Origin of the sequence: Flavobacterium rhizosphaerae (genome assembly GCF_046000445.1) — a bacterium.
GTDB lineage: Bacteria > Bacteroidota > Bacteroidia > Flavobacteriales > Flavobacteriaceae > Flavobacterium > Flavobacterium rhizosphaerae.
This window is the reverse complement of the sequence record NZ_JBELPZ010000011.1, coordinates 49,156-67,668: the sequence shown is the minus strand read 5'-3', so window position 1 is coordinate 67,668 and position 18,513 is coordinate 49,156. Positions and strand designations below refer to the sequence as shown.

The following is an 18,513-nucleotide window of genomic DNA, read 5'->3' as shown; positions in this document are numbered from 1 at the left end:
ACTTCATTAAATTGCTGTTAAGGTAAATATTAGCCTGAACTTTAAAAGCAAAACGGCTGCCCAAGGGCAACCGTTTGATATAATAAATACACGTAAGTATTAAAAGTTGAACTTCATGCTAAAGTTCCATGTTCTGCCATTACCAAAAAAGCCATTGTTACTAACATTAATGCCTTTATAGGTTTCATCGCCATCTTCTACAGGGTTAGCTGTAGTTAACTGAGAAATGTATACTTCGTCAAACAGGTTATTTACGTTAACGCGGAATGTTAATCCTGTTTTTGCAAAATTTAACCTATAGGTTAGGCCAAGATCTGTAAGATCATAAGTAGGTAGTTTAACGTTTTCATTTTCACCTACGTAAGTAGAATACAGGTTGTCATAATACCTCCAGTCAGCATCAACTGATAACCCGAAATTTGTTCTGTAAACAAAGCCCAAACCTAATGTTGTCTGTGCGCCACCACCTACTTCATGTCCGTCAACATTATCGAAAGATTCCTCAATTATATTCCTGTTCTGGTCTCTTGTGGTTTTGTAGATGTTATCGTTATATTTCCAGTCGCCAAGAGAAGCAAAACCTTTAATATCCACCATTGTAAAAGGGTTTGCTTTAAATTCAAGCTCAAGGCCTTTATGCAGCTGGTTAACGCCGGAATTAATATAAAAAATCTCCTCACCGTTTTCGTCTGCGCCGGTTGATGTTGTTACACGGTCTTTCCAGTTTGTACGGTACGCATTAACATCGGCACTAAAGTACGTGCTCCTAAACCTGTAGCCCAGCTCTATACCTGTAATTTTCTCGTTTTTGGTAAACGGATTTACATCATTACCATAGCTCAGGTAAATATTATCATGATAAGGCTGCCTTGAATAGTGCCCTGCGTTAACAAAAAACGTATTGCCTTCAACAAACTCTATACTTGCCCCGCCTTTAACATCATAACCGGTGTTATTTACTTTTGGCGATTCTTCTTCCTGCTTAGTATACTGCCAACGGTCCCAACGCACATGCGATTGATTAGATACAGCCGCCTGAACAAATACCGAGAATATATCTGTGGCATATTCGGCCTGCCCAAACAAACCTTCATACGTTATCCTTTCGTCATAATCATAATCAATTTTTTGTGTATCTGCCGGGCCTTTTTTAAATGCAGACCACGGGTTGGCGGAATATTGTTCTGTTACTATAAAGCCCTGTGGGTGCTGGGCATTTTCCCCCGCTTCTACCTCAAATCCGTTTAACCCTAAATAATCAGACACTTCCCGGTAATGGGTGCCTTTATAATTTCTGATATCAAGGCCAATATTGTAATTAAAGTTTTCTGTAATTTTATGGTTAAAGTTTGATACTACACCATACCAGATATGGTTGTTAACGGAGTTTCTTATAAGGTAAGAATTGTCGTAGTTACCTATACCGCCTGCCAGTGCCTGGTTATTCATTCTTATAGCATCAAAATCAATATGCCCGTCAGCCTCTCTTATCCTGTTCCTGCTGCTGCCGTAGTTACCGGTACCGCCGCCACGGCCTAACGAAGCATATAATACTGTTGAAAGCTGCATATTACTGTTGATGTTGAAATCCCAGTTAAGGTTAGCCACAGGCTTGTGGTAGTAATTTCTGCGTTCGGTTTTATAATCTCCCAATTCAAAACCGTAATTGTTGTTGTATTTACGGCCCCACTGAAGGTAGTTTGAAATTGCTTTGGTGTAGTTTTGGTCATGCCATTGAGGCGCGCCAAAAATAAGGAAGTTAAATATATGCCTGTCACTTGGTTTGTATCCAAAAGAAAGAAAGTAGTTGTAACCTTCACCATAGGTACCACGATTATAACCGTCTCCACTCCATTTAGAAAGCATAACACTGGTACCAAAACCTTTTTCGTTAAGGCCTGTGCTGTATGCAAGGGAGGTTTTTTGATAGTTGTTGTTACCAATCATAGACTGGGCAAACCCACCTTTTCGCATATCAGTAGTTTTAGTTACAATATTTACCGTACCCCCAACAGAAGATATGGCCAGTTTAGAAGAACCCAAACCGCGTTGTACCTGTACGGCATTAGCAATATCAGTCATACCGCTCCAGTTAGACCAGTACATGTTACCATCTTCCATACCGTTTATGGGTTGCCCGTTAAGCAGGAAAGCAGTATTAGTCTGGTCAAAACCCCTAACATACATTTGGGTATCTCCAAAACCCCCTGCCTGGCTTGCCACATATATAGAAGGTGTGTTTTGCATTACGGTAGTAAAATCATTTTGGCCCGATTTTAATTTAATTTCCCTTTGGCTGATGGTGGAAACTGCCACAGGAGTTCTTCGGTCTTCTTCAAGGTCAATTACACCGCCACCTACAATAACAACGGTTTCAAGTTCCTCGGCATCGCTGGTAAGCATAATAGTACCAGCGTCAAAAGCCCGGCCTTCTGTAACAGTAAAAGAAATTGTTTTTGTTTCATATCCTACAAAAGACACAATAATGTTACCGCTTGTTTTGACGGTTACTACAGAGAAAGTGCCATCTGCTGATGTTGTTGCTGTATCTGTAGTGCCCTGGATGCTGATGTTTGCTCCGGTTAAGGGCAAATCTTCATTATCTGTAACCGTACCGGTTATGGTTTGCTGAGCCATAACTGTGCCGCACATAAGCACAAAAAGCATAAAAAATAAACGTGTAATTTTGTTCATTGTTACGTGTTTAAGAGTTGTTAGACCCTAAAAATTGCCTTTTTTAAATTTTAAAAAGTTAAGGCATTATTAAATGAACTGTAGTTTACCTAAAGTTGATGGTAAAGAAAGCTTTAGGTAAAAATTACATGATAATTACAGGTAGCACTTTACTTTGTGATGATTTTTTATTAGCGGATATTTAAAACTATAAGCAGCTTTATGTAATGAAGAGTTTTTTAAACTCCTATTCTTTTGTCTTGATACAAAAGAATCAAAAAATCAAGGCGGTATCTTTTTCAGGCTACAAATCTATCATTTTTGCTAAACGATTTGAACTCGCTGCGCTCAAACAAAAAATCGTTTTTAACGCAAAACTTCCTGATTTGCTTCACGCCAAAAAGATAAGGCCAGTTGTTTTGCTGCTGCCTATTTCCCATGTGTTAATTCTCAGTACCCTGCAATCGCGGGCATCAATTATAATAAGGAATACGCCTCCCATTTTATCTTTTGGCATAGTCCCCATAATTATCCAGTAATTATTAATAAGGTAGTTTTCATACGGCTTTTGTTTTAAGATATTATCCCTGCCATATAACCTAAATAGTATGGGCTCAGCAATATTGATAGCTGTAATGCTGTCGGGAAGTATCAAGGTTTTATTGTCAATAACATTATGTGCCGGAGCATTATTAAGTACGTTTTTTAATACATCTTTAGCGTATTCCTGCCTAATTTATTTTGTCCTGAAGCAGTTAAAGAAATCAAGCTAATTAACAGGAGTATTACGTTTTTTATCATTTTCTTTTTTTAGGTTCAGTGTAAGGTTAACCGAAAAATTATATGTATTAACGCCACTCAAGCCTTTATTGGTAAATGCTATATTATAACCATACACAAATCGTATAATGTCATACCCAAAGCCAACCTCCGGCCGTATGCAAAGTGAATTTTGGTGCCAGTCGGTATAATTTATAATATTCAACCCAAGATTTCCACCTCCTCCGCCAATCCACCCGCCAAGTTTAAATCCCTGTATAAAAGCTCCGTCAATCCGCATTTCGGTAGAAACAACCAGGGCTGAGGAAAAAGGGTGCCGGCCTGTAACCTGTGTTTTATTTAACCCAAAGCCGATTTCTCCATATTGGTTTTTATGTAATGATAACCGGCAATAACAGCAGGGGACTTAAATACGATTCTGTTTTTTTGCAGTGTATCAGGTACAGGTTCCTGCTGTGCCTGAAGTAAACAGTAACTAAACAAGAGAGGTAGCAGAATAAGTTTCATTGAAAACTAATTAAACTAACTGAATTTATTTAAACTCCATTTCAAATAAAATGTAATGCTTAATACCAAACTTTTTACCCCATTGCTCAACATCTTTTCCGTCATGGCCTATATCACACCATGATTTTCCGTAAGGCGTTTCATAGGGTAGTATATAGGCCAGCAGGTAAAACTTTTTACCGTACTCTATAGGTAGGCCGCTTTCCTGTGCAAGGTTTCTCAGCGAATACTCGTCTGTTGGCAGTGCATCAAATTCTTTTTTAAACATATATTGAGGAAAAAAAAATGACATTTTGAGTTTGTTGTCGGTGGTGTGCCTTCCTAAAACCCGCATTTCAAAAACGGTATCATTTATTTTCCTGAACTGCTCTATAATGTCTGTACTACTGCTGTCATAAAACACGGAATCAGATACTGTTATCCCATCCTTTATCTCCTTTACAGTAATCTTGTATGTTTTACCTTTCAGGTCTTTACCGCTAAATTTTATTTTGTAGTAATCTATACCCTCAAACATTAAGATATCCTGTAATTGTGGATTATCGGAGTCTGAAATCATCTTTAACTCATGGCTATTATTTTGTGCTACACTTTGAAAGGCAGTTATGACGCACATTATAAAAAAGGCAGTTTTTTTCATAAATGGTTTAATTGGTTGCGCCAAATATAACAAAAAAGCCAACCCGAAGGCTGGCTTATAGTATTTTCAGTTTGTCACTGCGAGCGTAGCGTGACAACCTGTTCCAGATTACTTCGTCGCACCTCTTCGTAATGAACGTTACACCACTAGTATAACCTGAAACGTTAAACCTGAAATAAATTTAATTGCTCATTAGTTCCTCAATTTCTTCGGCTTCTATAGGTATGTTGCGCATCAGGTTAAACGGCTCGCCATTTTCCTGTACTACTACATCATCTTCTAAACGTATGCCAAAACCTTCCTGCGGAATGTAAATACCGGGCTCTACTGTAAATACCATATTGGCCTGCATCGGCTCGTGTAGCAATCCGTAGTCGTGGGTATCAAGCCCAATGTGGTGGCTGGTGCCGTGCATAAAGTATTTTTTATAGGCAGGCCACGCCGGGTCATCGTTCTGTACATCGGCTTTGCCAAGAAGGCCAAGTCCCAATAATTCGCTTGTCATTAATTTGCCTACTTCTACATGGTATTGTTTCCACAACGTGCCGGGTATAAGCATTTTGGTAGCCTCATTTTTAACCCTTAAAACAGCATCATACACTTCGCGTTGCCTTTTGGTGAACTTACCGTTGGCCGGTATGGTACGGCTGAGGTCGCTACTATAGTTGGCATACTCGGCAGCCACATCAAACAAAATAAGGTCGCCATCCTTTACCTGTTGGTTGTTTTCTATGTAGTGCAATACATTGGCATTGTTGCCTGCAGCAATAATGGGTGTATAGGCAAAACCTTTACTGCGGTTGCGAATAAACTCGTGCAGTAGCTCAGCTTCAATTTCATATTCCCATACCCCGGGTTTTGTAAAGCCCAGTACACGGCGGAAACCTTTTTCGGTGATATCACATGCGGTTTGCATCAACTCAATTTCCTCAGGCTCTTTTATGCTGCGCAGCTTTTGCAATATAGGGTTGCTTTTAGCTACCTGGTGGGCCGGGTATTTTTCTTTCCACCATTTTACAAAACGCGCTTCGCGGGTTTCAGTCTCTACCGATGAGCGGTAATGCTCGTTTGTATTTACATACATGGTATCGCAGTAGGTCATTACCTCAAAGAGGGTCTTTTCAAAATCCTGCAGCCACATTACATTTTTAATACCACTAACTTCGGTAGCGCGCTCTTTAGTAAGTTTTTCACCTTCCCAAACGGCAATATGGGCGTTGGTTTCGCGCACAAAAAGAATTTCGCGCAGGTGCTCATAGGGTGCGTCGGGGCATAAAAGCAGTTTGGTTTCTTCCTGGTCAGCACCGGAGAGATAAAAAATATCGCGGTGCTGTGCAAACGGCAGGGTGCTGTCGGCACTCACCGGGTAAATATCGTTACTGTTAAATACGGCAACACTCTTCGGCTTCATTTCGGCCATAAACTTTTTACGGTTTTTAATAAAGAGGCTGCTGGGTATCTGCTGGTATTTCATAAGAATAAGTAATTTTATTTTAGAAAAACCAAATTTACGGAGAATTGGGGGAATGGCATAAGGTTAGTAATTTTAATATATTTACAGCACTAACCAATTATAGTTTTTATTATGAATAAACTGCTGCTCGTTGCTGTTTTTATAATTTTTTATTCATGCAACTCTAAGCATGAACAACCGGAAAAGCAAACCGCATCTAAAGACACAACTAAAACAGTACCGGAAGTACCAAAAACAGAAGTAATAAAATATCAGCCTGAAAAAGAACAGCGTACAGATTTGGGTGTTGTGTTTTTTGATGATGAACCCTTTACTGTTGTGGGAGAATATACTGACAGTATTGTTTTATCTGAGCCGATTATTAATAAAGACAAAATTGTTGAAGGGAGTTATAATTACAGGCAAATGCTTGTTAAACTGATAAGTAAAGATAAAGCAGATACCATAACGCTTCAAAAATCTGATTTTAAAAATAAAATAGATAAAGATTATGATGATTTTTTGCTGTCGTATGTACAGACTAACCAAAAAGTAAAATCGGAAATAATACCTGTAATAATTTCCCTGTGTTTGCCTGAGTCTGACGCATGCTGGCGATTCGCAATAGATATAAATAAAGGTAAGGCAGAGATTTCTGAGTTTTTGGATGAAGAATTGCTTTATGTTCAAAACTCCGGTTATGCTACTGCTAAGTATTTTGGTGTGTACAGTTACGGGACCAATGCCGATGAGGGCCCTATTGGCAATGTAACCATTTATCCGGAAGATGATGACCACATATTGTTTTACCTTGATGTAAACCGCGGTGCGCCATCTTATAATATGGGGGCTTTATATGGCAGGATTAAAATTAAAGATGACAAAGGTGTTTATTATAAGGATACAGCTAAAGATGATGCCGAATGCCAGTTGCTTTTTACCTTTAAAGGAGATGCGCTGAAAATTGGCGTTGTTGGTAATAACAATAACTGTGGATTCGGTAATGGTGTTTTTGCAGATGGTACTTATCAAAGAGTTCCTAAAGAATATCCGCTTACTTTTACCAATGGCGAAGGTACAGAGGTAGATTTCAGGTATACCAAACCGGAAGATTATTATAATGAATGACCCAACTGATTACCCTACATATTATGAATTTCAAGTCAAATACAATTTTACTGTTGCTTGGTTTTACAGTTGCAGCCAATGCTTATTTTTGATTTAAAAAAATACCATTTTAAAAACCATAAAAATTTTCATTACCCGGACTCCTTTTTCTGTACATCGTACCGCAACTGCCGGGTGTGAAGGACTTGAACCGACAATGGATCTCTAACAGCATGAACCTTTAGTAAATACAGGCGATTAGCGCATTTGTATGGAGTTTATAGTAAATGTGTTTCCTTCACAAAAACACACACATAAATGTACTAAATGTATACGATTTAAAGAAAATTTTCACTTTTACAGATGGCATGGCTATTCCACCCAACGGTAATAACGTGCCCCGGTAAGGTTGGGAAGTTCCGTTTCAATTTTATCTAGAATCCACTCATTTACCGGTGCTAAAACGCTGTATTCCTGCTCTTTTTTATGTAATTTATTGTAGGTTTCAAAGTCAATAGCGGTACTGCGTTCCAGTGTTTTAAACAGGTTAGATTGCGCTGCGGCATCTTTCCATTCCGGCTGTATAACCCCTTGAAAGACTTTGCTTTTAGAACCGCTACCATATGCCAAAAAGCCGAAAGTTTTTCCGGTTACATCTATACCTTTACGCTCATATTCGGCAAGGGCACTTAAAAAACCCATGAAAATAGAGCCTGTATATAAGTTGCCAATTAACGATGAAGCCGCTTCGGCAGGTTGTAGCTTGTCCGTTACAAACTTTTTATATTCTTCGCTTTTACCAATTTCCTTTACTTTAGTAATATAGTCTTCAGAGGTTTCATTTCCAGTCAGTAAAGGTGCTTCGGCGTCAAGGGCATAAATTTCTGAAAACATCCTGCGACCCTGAAAGGCGTAGGGCAGGTGCATAATAATGCTAGCCCAATTATTATAAAGAGATCCTTTAGTATCGGTTAGTTTTTTAAAAGAAAAATAAGCCTCGCGTGTACGGTCGGTATAACAGATATTGCTGTATTGGCCGTCAAAAACGGGCTGGTCTTTATGTATTTCTATTTCCGCTTCAAGGTTGTCAAACCAAGGTTCGTTAGCTTCAATATTAGTAATTTCTTTTTTGGCAAGGGTACGATATGGTTTAAAAAAGTCGAACACGCCTTTTGTGCTTACCGCCCAATTATTGTCAAAGGCAATAATGCGTGGGTTTTCAGTAACTAACATCGCCACCGCACCAGCGCCCTGTGTATACTCCCCGGTCGATTCCAAATCGTATTTTGCAATATCACTGGCAATTACAATGGCTTTTTTACCGGGGTTCAGCCGCACAAAGTCAATACAGTTGTGCAGTGCATCTACGGCACCAATGCAGGCAAACGTGAAATCAACCACATCACAGTGCAAAAAGCTGTCATTACCGTGTAACTGCTCTATAAGCGTTACTAAAAAAGAACCTATTGGCTTAGAATTGTCAATAGCACTTTCGGTGCCCACATAAATACGGGCAATATCGGCAGGATTCAACTTGTTATCTGCAATAAGCCTTGTAAGCGTATTAGCAGCAAAAACCACAGTGTCCTGATGCGTATCAGGAAGGGTCATTTTTATCAGGCCCAAACCTTTTTCAAGTTTATCAGGGTCTATATGCCGCGCTTCTGCAAGGGTTTTTATAGGTAAGTGTATCTTGGCAATATCATACGCAATAGCGTCTATTCCGGTATTCATTTCTACTGTGTTTTGGAGCGAAAGGCAAATTTAGCAATTATATAAATAGGTTATGCTTATTATCCTTTACAGATTTTATAAGGTTTTACTGGTAAACGGCTTTTTTAGCTTAGTCCCTGCTTTTTTATTTAAAAGCCCTATATTAGCGCAGTTATTCATAATCATTATAAATAGAAATGAAAATTTACAGCCTTTCCTTTTTTTTATTCGTAAATTTTATTATTACTGCACAGGATAAGCAGCCGTACCAGATATATAATGCTAAAGGAAATAAGACTACTTATAAAAAAATGCTTAAAACTGCTGCAGATGCTGATGTGGTTCTTTTTGGTGAACAGCATGACAATGCTCTTATCCATTGGCTGGAACTTGAATTTGCCAAAGATATGGCTGCGCAAAAACCTGTTGCTTTTGGTGCAGAAATGATTGAAGCGGATAACCAACAGGCTTTAACAGGATACTTATTAGGCCAGGTTGACCAAAAAGGGCTGGATACCCTGGCACGCCTTTGGCCTAATTACAAAACCGATTATAAGCCTTTGGTTGAATTTGCCAAAGCGAAAAAATATATTTTTGTAGCTACCAATGTGCCCCGCCACTATGCCAGCCTGGTGTATAAAAACGGCTTTTCCGCATTAGATACATTACCGGATGCCGAAAAGAAATTTATGGCGCCCCTGCCTGTGGCGTATGATGCGGAACTGCCCGGTTATAAGGCAATGTTGCAAATGAGTGGCATGCACGGCGGCGAAAATTTACCAAAAGCCCAAGCATTAAAAGATGCCACAATGGGGTATTTTATTTCAAAATATAGTAAGCCCGGTACAACGTTTATACACTACAACGGTAGCTATCATAGTGATTACCACGAAGGGATTAACTGGTACCTTAAAAAGTATAAAAATGATGTTTCTATTGTTACTATAGCTACTGTATCACAAAAAGAGGTAGACACGTTACAAGATGAATACCTGAATAAGGCGGACTTTATAATAGTGGTAGATGAAGACATGACCACAACATATTGAATGTAAAACAGGCCTTTTAATAGGCTAAAACGTTATAGGATAGGCGAGGGTTAAAACAAAGGGATTGTAATATTCTTATTATTTTTGCATATTTTAAGATATTTTCAGATTAAAAAAACACATGATGTAATTTTTAACAGATAATACCTTAAAAAATATTCACTTTATACTCATTATAAATTAAGGGTTAAAGGTTGTGGCTAATATGTTTTCGCCTTATTTTTGTTTGATTTTAAAAAAACAAAATACAATTAATCAAATACTATGGCAAAATCTGCACTTTTAAAGTCATCCATCGCTAAAAAATACTGGATGGCTTTAACAGGTTTATTTCTCTGCCTGTTCCTTGTCGGGCACTTACTGGGTAACTTACAATTAATTTTTGCCGATGCTTTACAGTTTAATGTATACGCATTGTTTATGACCTCAAACCCGGCCGTAAAAATTCTTTCGTATGTTACTTATTTTTCCATCCTTTTCCATGCTATAGACGGTATTATACTGACTATACAGAACAGAAAGGCCAGGCCGGTAAATTATGTTATGAATAACCCCGGGCAAAACACCATTTGGGCATCTCGTAACATGGGCATACTGGGCACTATAATTTTAGTGTTTATTGTAACACACATGGTTAACTTTTGGGCGGTAATGCACTTTAAAAAAGATATGCCGCTACAAACCATGAGCATGCAGGGCCAGATGGGCAAACAGGAATTTTATATTACTACAGGAGAAGGCCAGTCAAGGTTTTTACCTGTAAATGCCGTAGACGGCGAAAGCCTTATAAAAGAAGGTAATAAATTTTATCTTGTGATTGACCGCGATCCTTCTATAAGCAGTGATGCTGAAGGTGCTGAAGACAACAAAGAAAAGGTGTTTTTTGCCGAAGGGTATAAAGACCTTCATAAAATTACGGTTGATTTCTTTCAACAGCCCACTTATGGCCTGTGGTGGACGATAGGCTATGTGTTGTGTATGATAGCTTTAGGTTTTCACCTATATCACGGTTTTGGCAGCGCATTCCAGTCGCTCGGAGCCAATAACCCAAAATACAATCCTCTTATTAAAAATTTCGGGAAGGCTTTCGCCATTATAGTGCCATTGCTTTTTGCTTATATCCCGATATACATTCACTTCTTTTTATCAAAATAATCAATATCTGCTGATATGAAGTTAGATTCTAAAATACCGGAAGGCCCAATATCCCAAAAATGGACCGACTATAAAGACCACTTAAAACTTGTTGCACCAAACAACAGGCCTAAAATAGATATTATTGTGGTAGGTACCGGCTTGGCCGGTGCATCGGCTGCCGCATCGCTTGGTGAAATGGGCTACAATGTTAAAGCCTTTTGCTTTCAGGATTCCCCCCGCCGTGCGCACTCTATTGCGGCACAGGGTGGTATAAATGCTGCCAAGAATTACCAAAATGACGGTGACAGTACATACAGACTTTTTTACGACACCATTAAAGGTGGTGATTACCGCGCCCGTGAGGCAAACGTATACCGCCTTGCTGAGGTTTCAGGAAACATAATTGACCAGTGTGTGGCACAAGGTGTGCCTTTTGCCCGTGAATATGGTGGGTACTTGGATAACCGCTCTTTTGGTGGTGTACAGGTGCAACGTACTTTTTATGCTGCGGGGCAAACCGGGCAACAGCTGTTATTAGGTGCTTACTCGGCGCTTTCAAGGCAAATAGGCTTGGGCCGTGTAAAAATGTATAACCGCCATGAAATGCTGGACCTTGTAAAGGTTGACGGTAAAGCCCGTGGAATTATTGCCCGTAACCTTGTTACAGGTGAGCTTGAAAGACACTCTGCCCACGCAGTAATTATTGCCTCGGGTGGTTATGGTAATGTATATTTTCTTTCCACAAATGCTATGGGCAGTAATGTAACTGCTTCATGGAAAATACATAAAAAAGGGGCTTATTTTGCAAACCCCTGCTATGTTCAAATTCACCCTACCTGTATCCCGGTACACGGTAGTAACCAAAGTAAATTAACCCTGATGTCTGAGTCACTACGTAACTCAGGGCGTATTTGGGTTCCTAAAAAGAAAGAAGATGCGCAGGCCATCCGCGAAGGAAGGCTAAAGCCAACAGATATTAGAGAAGAAGACAGGGATTACTACCTTGAAAGAAGGTACCCTGCGTTTGGTAACCTTGTGCCCCGGGATGTGGCATCGCGTGCTGCCAAAGAGCGTTGTGATGCCGGTTACGGTATAGAGAACAACGATACACAGGAGGGCGTTTACCTTGATTTCTCTTCAGAAATTATTAATAAAGGACGCCAGGAAGCCTATGCAAAAGGTAACCATAACCCAACCGATGATGAGGTAATTAAACTGGGGAAGGCCTGGATTGAAGAAAAATATGGTAACCTCTTCCAGATGTATCAGCAGATTACGGCAGAAAACCCGTATGAAACACCAATGAAAATTTACCCTGCGGTACACTATACTATGGGTGGTGTGTGGGTTGATTATAACCTGCAAAGTACCATACCTGGCTGTTTTGTGGCTGGCGAGGCAAACTTTTCAGACCATGGCGCTAACCGCTTAGGTGCTTCGGCGTTGATGCAGGGGCTTTCTGATGGTTATTTTGTACTGCCATATACGGTTTCAGATTATCTTGCCGGAGAAATACGTACCGGTAAAATATCTACAGACTCTGCGGAGTTTGCTGAGGCTGAAGCTAATGTAAGAGGACAGATAGATAAATTTCTAAACAATAACGGAACCAAGTCGGTTGACCATTTCCATAAAAGGCTGGGCCACATTATGTGGAACAAAGTAGGTATGGCCCGTAATGAGCAGGGACTTAACGAAGCCATTAGGGAAATTGCCGAACTTAAAGATGAGTTTTACCGTGATGTATTTGTACCGGGTAGCGGCGATGAGATGAATGCAGAGCTTGAAAAGGCAATGCGTGTAGCTGATTTTATTGACCTTGGGCAGCTTATGGCCCGTGATGCATTACAGCGTAATGAATCGGCCGGGGGACACTTCAGGGATGAGTACCAGGATGCAGAAGGTGAAACGCTTCGTGATGACGAGAACTTCTCTTTTGTAGGTGCTTGGGAATATCAGGGAGATGATATTAATAAAGAAGTACTTCATAAAGAGCATTTGGAATATGAGTACATTAAAATAGCAGCCAGAAATTACAAATAATAAATTTTACAGCCATGGCTTCAAATAAAAATATAAACATAACCCTAAAAATATGGCGCCAGAAAAGTGCCAAAACTAAAGGGCAGATTGAAACATATAAACTTGATAATGTTTCTACCGACAGCTCTTTCCTGGAAATGCTCGATCAGCTTAATGAGCAGCTTGTAGCAAGCCAGAACGAGCCGGTAGCTTTTGACCATGATTGCCGCGAGGGTATTTGCGGTATGTGTTCTCTATACATTAATGGGCGCGCTCATGGGCCTGACAGTAAAGTAACTACCTGCCAGCTGCACATGCGCTCTTTTAAAAATGGTGATACTATTTATGTAGAACCGTGGAGGAGCAAGGCATTTCCGGTAATTAAAGACCTTGTGGTAGACCGCTCAGCTTTTGACAGGATTCAGCAGGCCGGAGGTTTTGTATCGGTAAATACTTCAGGTAACACTATTGATGCCAACTCTATCCCGATACCTAAACATGATGCAGACAGGGCATTTGAAGCCGCTGCCTGTATTGGTTGCGGTGCGTGTGTGGCCAGTTGTAAAAACGGGTCGGCTATGTTGTTTGTAGGTGCAAGGGTATCTCAGTTTGCTTTACTTCCGCAAGGTAAGGTAGAGGCTACCCAGCGTGTGCTTAACATGGTACGCCAGATGGATGAAGAAGGTTTTGGTAACTGTACCAATACCGGTGCCTGCGAGGTAGAATGCCCTAAAGGTATTTCCCTTGAAAATATTGCCCGCATGAACAGGGAATATATGGCAGCAAGCGTAAAATAGTTTACTCTTATTCTATAATTTATATCAAAACGTGCAGTTTTTTAAGCTGCACGTTTTTGTTTTAAGTTGTTTCTGTTTCTTTATCTACATGTTCTAAAAAGGCGGCAAAATTTTCGTCGGTGCTAACGTTAAGCTTTTTCCGTATACGATAGCGCGCATTTTCAACACCGCGTAGTGAAATACCCAACAAAGGGGCAATCTCTTTATTACTGAGGTTCATTTTTACAAAGGCGCACAGGCGCAATTCCCTTTTGGTAAGGGTGGGGTTAAGCGCTTTAAGGCCTTCAAAAAAATTATGGTGTACTTTTTCAAAATTCACATCAAATACCTCCATATACTCTTCCCCTATTTTGTGTTGGTTCAGTTTCCTGAAAATATCAAGTAGTTTTTTTCGGGAATTCTCATTCCGTACATAATCTTTAAGCTCTTTCAGGTCAGATGTTATTTCTGAAAAGAATTCCTTTTTCTGCAACAGCATCATGGTATAATTGGCCAACTCCTTACTCTTATTAATTACATCTTCTTCCAGTACCGCCTTATCGCGGTACATTGCTTCCTTATCCCGTTGCAGTTTAAGCTGCTCCAGTTCCAGTTCCAGTAGTTTCTTGGCCTGTTCGGCCTCGCGGCGGCTTTTGTTCCTTTCGTGCCGTATACGCATTTTAATAAGCAGCCTTATGGCGGCTATCAATGCCAGGCCAGCAATACAATAGATTATATATGCCAATGTAGTCTGGTACCACTTTGGGCGTATTATAAAGCTATACTCAAAGGGTTTACCCTGTATACCGGCAGTATTCCTGCTTTTTACTTTAAAAGTATATTCACCCGGCGGCAGGTGTGTATATTCTTTATAGGGCACCGGTTGCCATGCAGACCATTTATCATCTGTATTTTGTAGTATGTAGCTGTATTGCACCTGTGTGCCGTGGGGCATTTTTGGAGCCGTAAAATCAAAACGTACTATGCTGGTTTGGTTGGGTAGTACATGAGGCTGCCCGTCACTGCCGGTAACCGGCATGAGGGATGTTTCTTTACTATTGGCGTATGAAACCTCTGTTAGTAGCGTATTTATGGCTTGTGCCTGTTTTGGTACGTGTATATTATATAAAAACAACCCGTTTGATGTGCCAAAAAGCATTTTATCTGGACCAAAGCCTGTAAGGCATTCCATCCCACGGTTAAAGGTGCCTTTAAGGTTGAGAAAAGGGTCTTTAACTAATTCCGGATCTTTTTCAGCGGTATAAAAATATCCGGCTTCATCATCATGTACAAACCAGGTTTTATTGCCGTATTCAAATATTTTCCGGGTGTTTTTTTCCGGGTCTAATATAGTGTTAAGCTTATTGTGCGGGTAGAAATGGTTATCTTTTTTATTATAGGTATAAATGCCGCTGTTGGTTGTAAAAATTATTTGTCCTACCCATTGCGAAACATTGATGTTGTAAGCATTTTCTAACCCATTTTTGTCAGTAAAATGGTCTACCGAGATTACACGATTATAATCAGTATTTATATGAAGCCTGAATACACCCTGATAACCGTGGCAAACCCAGTAATATCCCGGTTCATTATCAGGCATTATATCGCGCGCCGATTCATCAAAACCTACAATTTTATTACGCAGCAGCCACTCATTATCCTTTTTTTGAAGCAGGTATAGGCCACCGTAATGAGAAGCAAGATAATCACCTTGTTTATTTTTATCGGGAGTAACTTTCCAGAAACCACTCACATTGCCTATAGCTACGGGTGTGGTACCTGTAAGTCGGTACAGGCCACTATCATGAGATACTATAATATCGCCGTCTAATAACTGTACCGACCATGATTGACCCTGCAGCCCCTCAATCTTTTTAAAATCGCCGTTTAGGGGTACTTTATTTGTGGTAAAAGGAGCATAGTATACCCCTTGTGCTGTAGCCAGGTAAATAGTTTGCTTGTGTATGAGCACATCATATACCGAAGCCCGGTTGAAGAGTGCCACATAAGGCGATTGATAGTCAATATAAGCTAAGCCATTGTTTTGTAAAACCCATAAATTTTTATCACTCGCCTGGTACAGGTTATGTATTACATTTTGTTCAAGTTCAGAGAAAATTTCAGGCGAAACTTCAACAACGCCGTTTGGATGTAGTATAATTATTTTTGAGGCAACAGTACCTAACAGTATTTTACCGTCTGGCCGCCTTATGGCAGAAGAAATTTCATCCGTAGGCTGGCCGTCGAAGATATTTGTAACTGCAACCGTTTTACCGGTATTAAAATTACAGGTATATACCATACCGTTAGTAGTTATTACAGTAACTATATCCTTGCTGTTTCCCGGTAGTAGGGCTACTATTTCGCCGTTGTTAAATTCTTTTGCCGGTAAAACCAGCCCGAATTCTCCATTTTGGTTCAATTTTAATACACCATTTCCGGATTCCTGCACATAATAATCGGCTCCTATTTTTTCTGAGAAAATAAAAGAAGTTGTAGTAGGTATATGCGTAGCGGCATTGCCCGAAGCTACTATAATTTCGCTGTACGCACGGTATAATGTCCGGTTGGCTATAAGTTCTATATCCCAGATGTTTTCAATATTTTTTCCACTAAGCTTAAGGTTTTTAATGTTTGAAGTGTAGATATATTCTCCATTTTTATCCTGTTGTATAGTGCCTGCTTCGTTATAGCCTCCAACATACATTATCCCGTTTTTGCCTTTGGCCAAGCTCCTTACCGATGAGCTGTTTGGTAATGTAATTTTTTTCCAGTGCTCACCGTCATATATCAGTACTCCATCATTATTGCCAAAAAACAATATCCCATCGGTATTTTCACTGGCAGTCCAAAATTGAGCATCAGCATTAAAATCCTTTTTTTTATATACTTCAATCTTTACAGTATTGACTTGTGAAAAAACTGTAAAGGTAATGTTGTATAAAAGTATAATGAAGTACACTATTCTATTCATATCCTAAAAATATGTAATTATGCGAAAACGATATAACTTATGATGCTTCCGTAAAATTTTTTGCTTCAAAAATATAAAAAAGTGTAATATTATTTTAGTTTTAAGAATTTAAAAATCAAAAATATATAAAAATAATGTAAGTATTTGAGTAGGTTATTTGAGTATTGATGTAAATAAAGTGTACCCGCATTTTTTAAACATAGGTTTACTAGTGTTAATTTTACCCTTGAATAAGAGAAGCCGTTTTAAAGCTTCGCAATAACTTTAATAATGTTTGTACATAAAACAAAACTTGTAAAATCATCTGTTGCTTTAGCGTTTTTTGCTATGGTTACCAGCTGTGGCCCTGCCATACATAATAGCCCTGCTAAAATGTGGGTAACCATGCCCGATAAATCAGAACTTTTAAAGGAGAGGCCTGTTAAGGGTACACCTTCAGAAGACCATTTGCAGCTGGTAATAAACCCTGAAAATAAATACCAGTCTATAGATGGTTTTGGCTACACGTTAACCGGGGGCAGTGCAATGCACATTGCTAATATGAGTGCACCTGCACGCGAAAAGCTTTTAAAAGAATTATTTGGCACAGTAGAGGGCAGTATTGGTGTAAGTTATTTAAGAATTAGTGTAGGCGCAAGCGACCTTGATGAACTTGTGTTTTCTTATGACGATGTGCCGGACGGCCAGACAGATATAAACTTAGATAAGTTTGACCTGGGGTATGATAAAAAATACCTTATCCCTGTTTTAAAGCAAATCCTCTCAATATATCCTGAAATAAAGATATTAGGGTCACCATGGTCTGCACCGGTGTGGATGAAAACCAATGGTGATACCCGCGGTGGAAGCCTTAAACTGCAATATTATGGGGCTTATGCAAAATATCTTGCAAAATATGTTCAGGAAATGAAAATACAGGGTATAACTATACATGCACTTACCGTTCAGAATGAGCCTTTACATCCGGGTAATAACCCCAGTATGTTTATGCCAGCCGCTGACCAAAAGAATTTTGTAAGAGATTACCTGGGTCCTGAGTTTGAAAAAGAAGGTATTAAAACCAAGATTATTATATATGACCATAATGCTGACAGGCCAGAGTATCCCATATCTATTTTAGATGACCCACAGGCGGCAAAATATATAGATGGGTCTGCATTTCACCTGTATGGAGGTACGGTAGATGCTATTTCTAAAGTGCACGAAGCACACCCAGATAAAAATTTATATTTTACAGAGCAGTGGGTAGGGGCACCCGGAAAATTCACAAAAGAATTTAACTGGCATATTGAAAACCTGATTATAGGCGCCCCACGCAACTGGTGCAAAACTGTACTGGAGTGGAATTTGGCAGCTGATGAAAATCAGGATCCGCATACTGACAGGGGCGGTTGCGACCGTTGCCTTGGTGCAGTTACAATTACCGGAGATAATTATACCCGCGAACCCGCATATTATATTATTGCCCAGGCATCAAAATTTGTAAGGCCAGGCGCTGTACGTATAGAGAGTAATATACCGCAGGATTTGCCAAATGTGGCTTATACAACCCCAGAGGGCAAAACTGTAGCCATTATTCAAAACAAAGCAGACGGGCAGCGTAATATAGATATAACAGCAGGAACAAAAAAAGTATCAATAACATTAAAGGCGGGTGAAGTAACCACCCTTATATTTTAAAT

Annotated in this window: 13 protein-coding genes; 6 read left to right on the top strand and 7 right to left on the bottom strand. The window is 39.6% G+C overall.

From position 1 onward, the window contains the following. Positions 1 to 99: 99 nt before the first annotated feature. From ABS766_RS11475 to ABS766_RS11455, 5 genes are all read right to left on the bottom strand, one after another. Positions 100 to 2,694 carry a TonB-dependent receptor gene (locus ABS766_RS11475; protein ID WP_408085307.1) on the bottom strand — a complete coding sequence of 865 codons (2,595 nt, stop codon included), beginning with the start codon at positions 2,692 to 2,694 and terminating at the stop codon, positions 100 to 102. Positions 2,695 to 3,064: 370 nt separating this feature from the next. After that, on the bottom strand, positions 3,065 to 3,328 hold the full coding sequence (locus tag ABS766_RS11470) for an NTF2 fold immunity protein (RefSeq protein ID WP_408085306.1): 264 nt from the start codon (positions 3,326 to 3,328) through the stop codon (positions 3,065 to 3,067). Between the two features lie 114 nt (positions 3,329 to 3,442). Next, complete coding sequence (locus ABS766_RS11465; RefSeq protein WP_408085305.1) at positions 3,443 to 3,733, bottom strand: hypothetical protein; 291 nt, start codon at positions 3,731 to 3,733, stop codon at positions 3,443 to 3,445. A gap of 252 nt (positions 3,734 to 3,985) precedes the next feature. Continuing rightward, positions 3,986 to 4,600, bottom strand: coding sequence for a hypothetical protein (locus ABS766_RS11460; RefSeq protein WP_408085303.1), 615 nt, complete (start codon positions 4,598 to 4,600; stop codon positions 3,986 to 3,988). A 181-nt stretch (positions 4,601 to 4,781) separates the two neighbouring features. Continuing rightward, complete coding sequence (locus tag ABS766_RS11455) at positions 4,782 to 6,074, bottom strand: aminopeptidase P family protein (protein ID WP_408085302.1); 1,293 nt, start codon at positions 6,072 to 6,074, stop codon at positions 4,782 to 4,784. A 111-nt stretch (positions 6,075 to 6,185) separates the two neighbouring features. On the opposite strand from ABS766_RS11455, the gene ABS766_RS11450 reads away from it, so the two are divergent. Continuing rightward, a complete protein-coding gene (locus ABS766_RS11450; protein ID WP_408085301.1) occupies positions 6,186 to 7,181 on the top strand; it encodes a hypothetical protein in 996 nt (331 codons plus the stop codon). Between the two features lie 351 nt (positions 7,182 to 7,532). On the opposite strand, the gene ABS766_RS11445 is transcribed toward ABS766_RS11450, so the two are convergent. Continuing rightward, complete coding sequence (locus ABS766_RS11445; protein WP_408085300.1) at positions 7,533 to 8,894, bottom strand: hydroxymethylglutaryl-CoA synthase family protein; 1,362 nt, start codon at positions 8,892 to 8,894, stop codon at positions 7,533 to 7,535. A gap of 176 nt (positions 8,895 to 9,070) precedes the next feature. Between ABS766_RS11445 and ABS766_RS11440 the strand changes: the two genes are divergently transcribed. The 4 genes from ABS766_RS11440 (at position 9,071) to ABS766_RS11425 (ending at position 13,878) form a co-directional block, all read left to right on the top strand. Further along, the gene (locus ABS766_RS11440) at positions 9,071 to 9,922 is read left to right on the top strand and encodes a ChaN family lipoprotein (protein ID WP_408085299.1); all 852 of its coding nucleotides are present in this window, start codon (positions 9,071 to 9,073) and stop codon (positions 9,920 to 9,922) included. 264 nt (positions 9,923 to 10,186) lie between these two features. Next, positions 10,187 to 11,077 carry a succinate dehydrogenase cytochrome b subunit gene (locus ABS766_RS11435; protein ID WP_408085298.1) on the top strand — a complete coding sequence of 297 codons (891 nt, stop codon included), beginning with the start codon at positions 10,187 to 10,189 and terminating at the stop codon, positions 11,075 to 11,077. A gap of 15 nt (positions 11,078 to 11,092) precedes the next feature. Beyond that, on the top strand, positions 11,093 to 13,102 hold the full coding sequence (locus ABS766_RS11430) for a fumarate reductase/succinate dehydrogenase flavoprotein subunit (RefSeq protein ID WP_408085297.1): 2,010 nt from the start codon (positions 11,093 to 11,095) through the stop codon (positions 13,100 to 13,102). 14 nt (positions 13,103 to 13,116) lie between these two features. Then, a complete protein-coding gene (locus ABS766_RS11425) occupies positions 13,117 to 13,878 on the top strand; it encodes a succinate dehydrogenase/fumarate reductase iron-sulfur subunit (protein WP_408085295.1) in 762 nt (253 codons plus the stop codon). Between the two features lie 61 nt (positions 13,879 to 13,939). On the opposite strand, the gene ABS766_RS11420 is transcribed toward ABS766_RS11425, so the two are convergent. Then, positions 13,940 to 16,831, bottom strand: a complete 2,892-nt coding sequence (locus tag ABS766_RS11420; protein WP_408085294.1) for a helix-turn-helix and ligand-binding sensor domain-containing protein — start codon at positions 16,829 to 16,831, stop codon at positions 13,940 to 13,942. A 270-nt stretch (positions 16,832 to 17,101) separates the two neighbouring features. Here ABS766_RS11420 and ABS766_RS11415 point away from each other — a divergent pair, with 270 nt between their 5' ends. Continuing rightward, positions 17,102 to 18,511, top strand: coding sequence for a glycoside hydrolase family 30 protein (locus tag ABS766_RS11415; RefSeq protein WP_408085293.1), 1,410 nt, complete (start codon positions 17,102 to 17,104; stop codon positions 18,509 to 18,511). The last annotated feature ends 2 nt before the right edge of the window (positions 18,512 to 18,513 follow it).